The sequence below is a fragment of the Pseudomonas sp. Sample_24 genome (assembly GCF_004307605.1).
Taxonomy (GTDB): domain Bacteria; phylum Pseudomonadota; class Gammaproteobacteria; order Pseudomonadales; family Pseudomonadaceae; genus Aquipseudomonas.
In genome coordinates, this window is record NZ_RCNW01000283.1 from 1 (window position 1) to 6,350 (window position 6,350).

7 protein-coding genes are annotated in these 6,350 nt (G+C 59.5%); 3 read left to right on the forward strand and 4 right to left on the reverse strand.

Going from position 1 to position 6,350, the window contains the following annotated elements; all coding sequences use genetic code 11:
* The coding region (locus tag D8V06_RS15670) for an EamA family transporter (RefSeq protein WP_241667828.1) at positions 1–819 on the forward strand (819 nt) is incomplete at its 5' end.
* Between the two features lie 32 nt (positions 820–851).
* A complete protein-coding gene (locus tag D8V06_RS15675) occupies positions 852–1,235 on the forward strand; it encodes an MAPEG family protein (protein ID WP_056853933.1) in 384 nt (127 codons plus the stop codon).
* Positions 1,236–1,307: 72 nt separating this feature from the next.
* Here the strand turns inward: D8V06_RS15675 and D8V06_RS15680 are convergent, their stop codons facing one another.
* Positions 1,308–2,480 carry an MltA domain-containing protein gene (locus D8V06_RS15680; RefSeq protein WP_056853932.1) on the reverse strand — a complete coding sequence of 391 codons (1,173 nt, stop codon included), beginning with the start codon at positions 2,478–2,480 and terminating at the stop codon, positions 1,308–1,310.
* Positions 2,481–2,608: 128 nt separating this feature from the next.
* Between D8V06_RS15680 and D8V06_RS15685 the strand changes: the two genes are divergently transcribed.
* A complete protein-coding gene (locus D8V06_RS15685) occupies positions 2,609–3,058 on the forward strand; it encodes a cytochrome c (RefSeq protein WP_056853931.1) in 450 nt (149 codons plus the stop codon).
* Between the two features lie 62 nt (positions 3,059–3,120).
* Here the strand turns inward: D8V06_RS15685 and D8V06_RS15690 are convergent, their stop codons facing one another.
* The 3 genes from D8V06_RS15690 to metK all read right to left on the reverse strand — a co-directional run.
* A complete protein-coding gene (locus D8V06_RS15690; protein ID WP_130906021.1) occupies positions 3,121–3,516 on the reverse strand; it encodes a DUF1090 domain-containing protein in 396 nt (131 codons plus the stop codon).
* Between the two features lie 63 nt (positions 3,517–3,579).
* The gene (gene ligB, locus D8V06_RS15695; RefSeq protein WP_130906020.1) at positions 3,580–5,292 is read right to left on the reverse strand and encodes an NAD-dependent DNA ligase LigB; all 1,713 of its coding nucleotides are present in this window, start codon (positions 5,290–5,292) and stop codon (positions 3,580–3,582) included.
* Positions 5,293–5,469: 177 nt separating this feature from the next.
* The coding region (gene metK, locus D8V06_RS15700; protein ID WP_130931264.1) for a methionine adenosyltransferase at positions 5,470–6,350 on the reverse strand (881 nt) is incomplete at its 5' end.

Sequence of the window (6,350 nt, forward strand, 5' to 3'; positions counted from 1 at the left end):
CTGGTGTTGGTGGCGGCGCTGTTGCACGCGGCGTGGAATACCCTGATCAAATTCAGCGCCGAACGGCTATTGGTCGTGGCCTGCATGGACAGCGTGGCTTTGCTGTTCGTTGTGGTGATGCTGCCGTTCGTGGCGTTGCCGCCGCTGGAGATCTGGCCGTGGATTCTGGCTTCCGCGGCATTCGAGTTGCTCTACCGTTACTTGCTCATCCAGGCGTATCGGGTTGGCGATCTCGGGTTGGTCTATCCGCTGATGCGCGGATTGTCACCCCTGGTGGTGCTGGCACTGACGCTGATATTTGCCGGGGAGGTACTGACCCACCAGCAAATCTTCGGAATCCTGCTGATCCCACTCGGCATGCTGTGCCTGCTCTGGCAGGGCGGAGGTGGTGCGCGTCTGCCGTGGTCGATGCTCCCGGTGGTGGGGTTGATCGGTCTGTGCATTGGTTGCTACACCTTCATTGACGGTCAGGCGCTGCGGCGTTGGTCACACCCCTTGGATTACTTGGTCTGGGTGACGCTGCTCAGCGCCTGGCCGTTTCCTCTGTTGGCCTGGGTAAGCAAGCGACCAGCGTTCAGGTTGTTCTGGCGTGAACAGTGGCGGCTGGGATTGGCCGTCGGGTTTTGTGTGCTGTTCAGCTACGCTCTGGTGCTGTGGGCCATGCAGTTGGGGTCGATTGCCGAGGCGGCGGCGTTGCGCGAGATCAGCGTGATACTGGTGGTGCTGTTCGGCATGCGGTACCTGAAAGAACCTTTTGGCAGGCCGCGCCTCTTAGCCTGTGGGCTGGTGCTGATCGGCATATTGGTCATGAAATTCTGACTGTTCTGAAAACGTGAAAAAGGGACTGCTTTATGACGGTTGCTCTATGGTGCATTTTGATCGCGATTTTCCTGCCTTACGTGTGTACGGCTGTGGCGAAAGTCAGCGGCGGGTACGGTTTGAGACACAATCGTGATCCACGCGGGTTTCTCGATTCTCTGGAAGGCTTGGGCAGGCGGGCGAACGCGGCGCAGTTGAACAGTTTCGAAGTGACGCCGGCATTTGCCGCGGCAGTGATCGTGGCGCACCTGGCCGGCAATGCCGAATTGGTGACGATCAACGTGCTGTCGGTGTTGTTCATCACCAGCCGTCTGCTTTACATCATTTTCTATCTGACGGATCTGGCGATGCTGCGGTCGTTGATGTGGTTTGTCGGGATGGGGTTGATTGTGAGTTTCTTTGTGGTGTCGGCTTAAATAACAAGATCAAAAGATCGCAGGCTGCGCCAGCTCGTGCATCGTCCGGGCGAAGCCTGCGACTCTTTGCTTTTAGAGCTTGTCGGCCACCTGTGGCACTTGCGGCAGCGCCGCACCTTTGGGCCAGAGCATCCAGATTTGTCCCTGTTGCTTCATGTCCCCCGCCAGTTGTCCGGCCGCCTCGCCGGTGCCCCAGAACAGGTCCGCTCGCACTTCACCGGTAATCGCGCCGCCAGTGTCTTGTGCTGCGACCGGTCGAACCAGAGCGGTACCGTCCGGTTTGGTGGTGGATAACCATAACAGGCTGCCTAACGGAATCACTTTGCGATCCACCGCAGCGCTGTAGCCAGCGGTCAACGGAACATTGAGCGAGCCGCGCGGCCCTTCATTGCTGTCCGGGTTTCGGGTGAAGAACACGTAACTGGGGTTACTGCCGAGCAGTTCGGGGATGCGCGACGGATTGGCCTTGGCCCAATCGCTGATCGCGCCCATGGTCACCTCTTCTTTTTTCAGCTCGCCTTGCTCCACCAGCCAGCGGCCGATGGGCCGATACGGATGCCCGTTCTGGTCGGCATAGGCAATGCGTAGCTGGCGGCCGTTGTCGAGCTGGATACGACCGGAACCCTGGATTTGCAGGAATTGAAGGTTCATCGGATCGGTCAGCCAGGCGACTACGGGGGCCTTGACGCCTTTGGTTTCGATGGTCGCTGCATCGTCGTAAGGCTTGAGCACTCGCCCTTCGAGGCGACCACGCAGGCGCTTGCCTTTGAGTTCAGGGTAGAGGCTGTCCAGCGCGACGATGATCATGTCATCGGGTACGCCATATACCGGCACATTGGCAACACTGGTCTGGGTCAGACTGCCGGGATAGACCGGTTCGTAGTAACCGGTGATCAAACCGTTGGGATTGTCATTGGCAGCGCGCAGGCCGTAGACGTCTAGGTTCTGTTTGAGAAAGCCGCGAATTTCATTCGCGGTTTGCGGTACGTTGGCCGCCGCCGCGCAGGTGCTTCCCCAAACCGGATCAGCTTTGAGCCGGGTGCAGGCGCTGCGCCAGGAACCGAAACCGGCCACCAGGTCGCTGTCGGTTACCGCAGGCAGAGCTTCCCATGTGGCACTGGAGTAAGTGGCCAGCGCATGGGTTTTCGGTTGTTGCTTGTCGCCACCGGTGCAACCTGCAAGCAGGGCCACCATCGGCAACGTCCAGGTCAGGCTGTGACGCCATGCCTTGAAACGGCTGTTCATGGAGTGATTCCTTTACCGATTGCCAGAGTGCTCCATGCGCTCATGCAACCCGTATTGATATTAGGGCTATTGGTGTTTGCCGATGACGCGGGGATACTGGCCGCCGTTTCCCGTGACCTGAAGCCACCATGACTTTTAAAAGACTTTCCATTGTATTGCTGGCCTGCCTGACGTTGTCCGCTTGTGGCGGCGTCGACCCCAATTCGCCACTTGGCCAGCGCAAGGCCATTTTCAAGCAAATGCTCAAGACCGGCGAAGACCTGGGTGGCATGTTGCGTGGCCGTATTCCCTTCGATGGGGAAAAATTCGCTGACGGCGCGGTGAAACTCGACGCGCTGTCCCACGAACCGTGGAAACACTTTCCACAGGTGCGAGAGCAAGACCATACCAGCGCCACGAACGATGTCTGGGAGAAACAGGCTCGCTTTCAGGAACTGGCTCGCACCCTTGAAGCCGCCACCGGTGAGTTGGTGATTGCCAGCAAGGTTCAGCCCTACAAGGCCAGTCTTCTGGGGCCGGCGATGCAGAGGGTCGAAGACACCTGTAGTGCGTGCCATAAAGAGTTTCGGGATCATTGAATGCTCAAAAGATCGCAGCGTTGGAGCTGCCGAAGCCTGCGATCTTTTGATCTTGAAAATCTTTATTTATCCAGCTCATCCACGGCTTCCTGCAGTTCCTTGCGGGATTCAGCGAGTTTGTCTTTGCGCTTGTTGATCCTCTCGGGGTCGCCTTTTTTCATGGCCTTGTCGAGGTCGGCCTGACGCTGGCTGACTTCGTGCTTGGCCTCCAGTACCTTGTTTTCCCGTTCCTTTTTCAGCGAAGCGTCGGTGCAGTTGGCGGTGACTTCGCTGAGCGCCTTTTCCAGGCCGGCCTGCTGCTCGGCATTGCCGTGGGATTTTGCCAGCTCGATCTGGTTGATGATGCCTTGCTTCTTGGCTGCGCAACCGGTCAGGCCTGGTGCGTCTTCGGCAGCGATCAATGGAGCGGCCATTACGCTGCACAGGGTCAACAGGGCCAGCGGTGGAAGAAATTTCATAAAAACTCCAGGAGAAAAGGCAGTCTTGTCGATGCGGCGATGGCTTGTTTGAGCCCATCGGTACTATTGGGTTCCCGGATCGGCTGACGTCGGCATTGGCTTGAATCCGTCAATGCCTGCCTCACTCAGGATTTCGCTCAGAGCCAGGACCTGCGGGTCGCGGAAAAATGCCCTTAACTGCGCCGCCCGCCCCGGACCAATGCCGGGTTCGGCCTGCCATTGTTCAATGTCTCGTTGTGCCAGTGCCTGCCATGAATCGCCCAAATGCGCCTGCCCTGTGGGGGGTAGGCCCAAGGCTTTCAGCCAGCGGGCGAAAGGACGTTGCCGCGCAGCGTGAAAACTGTTCAACAGACGAGCAGCGCTGCGCTCGCCGAAACCATCAATGTTAGCAAGCTCTTGTACATCGAGGGTCAACCAATCCAGAAGACTGTTCAGGCGCCCCGTGGCGAGAAGTTTTTCCCAGGTGCCAGGACCGATGTGGGGCAAGCCCAGCCCCTGTTTGCTGCTGAGCCAGGTCAGGCGGGCAAGAAATTGTTGAGTACAGCCTGGTGTTGGCTGCCAGCAACTCAATGAATGGAAATCCTGCGCCCGCGGCACGTTGATTTCCGCCCGTTCGCTGCTGCGTAACACCACGCTGTCGAGCCTGGGGATGGTCAAGCCGGCAAGGCTGATGGCGACTTGATCTCCGGGGCGAATGTCCATTGCCTGCCAACGCTGCACAGAGCTCACGCTGACTCGCTTGATCTGTCGGTCATCGAGCATCACCGGCGAAAGCTCCAGCACGGGCGTGATCCGCCCGGTCCGGCCAATGTTGAAGTTCACCTTGCGTACCTCGGCCAAAGCCTGGGCGAAAGGGTATTTCCAGGCGACGCTCCAATAGGGCGGTTTGGCCTGCCAACGCTCGGCGGAGGGGCGTTTGCCCTGGCGCAAAACGATCCCGTCGCTGGCAAACGGCAGGGGCGAGCGGTACCAGTGCTCGCGCCAGCGTTCGGCGTCGGTGAGCGAGCTGATCGGCTGGCTATAAAGGATGGTTTGCGCAAAGCCCAGGCCGGCGAGCTTGGTGATGCGATCCGCCAGGTTTTCCGGGCCTTCTGGCCATTCCCAGATAAACAGGCCAACTGCGCTCGCCTCTGCGACGCTCACTGATTTGCGGGCCATCAAACCGGCGACCATGGCGCGTGCGTTGAGGCTGCCGTTGCGTGACTGTACGTGATCGGTCAGGTGCCAATAGAGCTCGCCTTGCACCAGCAGATCCACCGACTCGGACAATTGTTGGGGAATCGCAGCGATCTGGCGTGCCGAAGCCGTCCAGTCCTGGCCTTGTGTCCCATCGCCGCGACTGATGGCTTGAGCGAGCAAGCCCTGGCGATAAATCAGGGTTACGGCCACACCGTCAACTTTGGGCTGAGCCCAGACGTCCGTACGACCGCGCAGCCAGTGGTCGACTGCCTGCGCATCGCGCAATTTCTCCAGGCCGGTATGGGCGACGGGATGCACCCGAGTGCCGCGCGCAGTGCGCAGTGGATCTGTGGTGATGCTCACGTTGAAGCACTGGCGCCATACATTCAGTCGCGCGAGTGACTGATCATAGAGTTCGTCGGCGACCAGCGATTGTCCGCCGCGATGATAGCTGTCATCCCAGGTGTCGATCTGCTTTTGCAGTGCGCTGATTTCGTTCGTTGCGCGTTCGGCTGGCCAGTCGGGGCATTGGGACGCATGGACGTTAACGCAGCAGGCCAGCAAGCCGGGAAGAAACAGGCGAAGGTTGAGGAGCATCGAGAGCGTCCTTGCTCATTGGGATGCTTGAAGGCTAGGTCAGTATCGACTGGCACAAAGGGCAGGTGTTTTGCCGGGTATTTCTGTTGGCTTGCCCGCGAAAGCAGCGCAAGCGCAAGGCAATAAAAAGCCCCGCACGGCGAACCGTGCGGGGCTTTTGGTGCAGCCAGGGAAGTCTTACAGGCCGGCAGCGGAACGCAAGTCGTCGGCGCGGTCGGTTTTTTCCCAGGTGAATGTGGTGAAGGTGTCTTCGCCAACAGTCTTGGTGGTCGGGGTGCGACCGAAGTGGCCGTACGCAGCGGTCTCCTGGTACATCGGGTGCAGCAGGTCGAGCATTTTGGTGATGGCGTACGGACGCAGGTCGAACACTTCGCGGACCAGTTTGACGATCTTGTCGTCGCTGATCTTGCCGGTGCCGAAGGTGTTCAGCGAGATCGAAGTCGGTTGGGCGACACCGATCGCGTAGGAAACCTGGATCTCGCAGCGCTCGGCCAGGCCGGCGGCGACGATGTTCTTGGCCACGTAGCGACCGGCGTAGGCCGCCGAGCGGTCAACCTTCGATGGATCCTTGCCGGAGAACGCACCACCGCCGTGACGAGCCATGCCGCCGTAGCTGTCGACGATGATCTTGCGACCGGTCAGACCGCAGTCGCCTACCGGACCGCCAATGATGAACTGGCCGGTCGGGTTGATGTGGAACTGGGTGTCCTTGCTCAGCAATTCGGCAGGCAGCACGTGCTTGACGATCAGCTCCATCACGCCTTCGCGCAAGTCTTTGTACGAGACTTCCGGGTTGTGCTGGGTCGACAGAACAACGGCGTCGATACCCACGACCTTGCCGTTTTCGTAGCGGCAAGTCACTTGCGACTTGGCGTCCGGACGCAGCCATGGCAGCAGGCCGGATTTGCGGGCTTCAGCCTGACGCTGCACCAGTTGGTGCGAGTAGGTGATCGGCGCCGGCATCAATACGTCGGTTTCGTTGCTGGCATAACCGAACATCAGACCCTGGTCGCCGGCGCCCTGATCTTCAGGCTTGGCACGGTCGACACCCTGGTTGA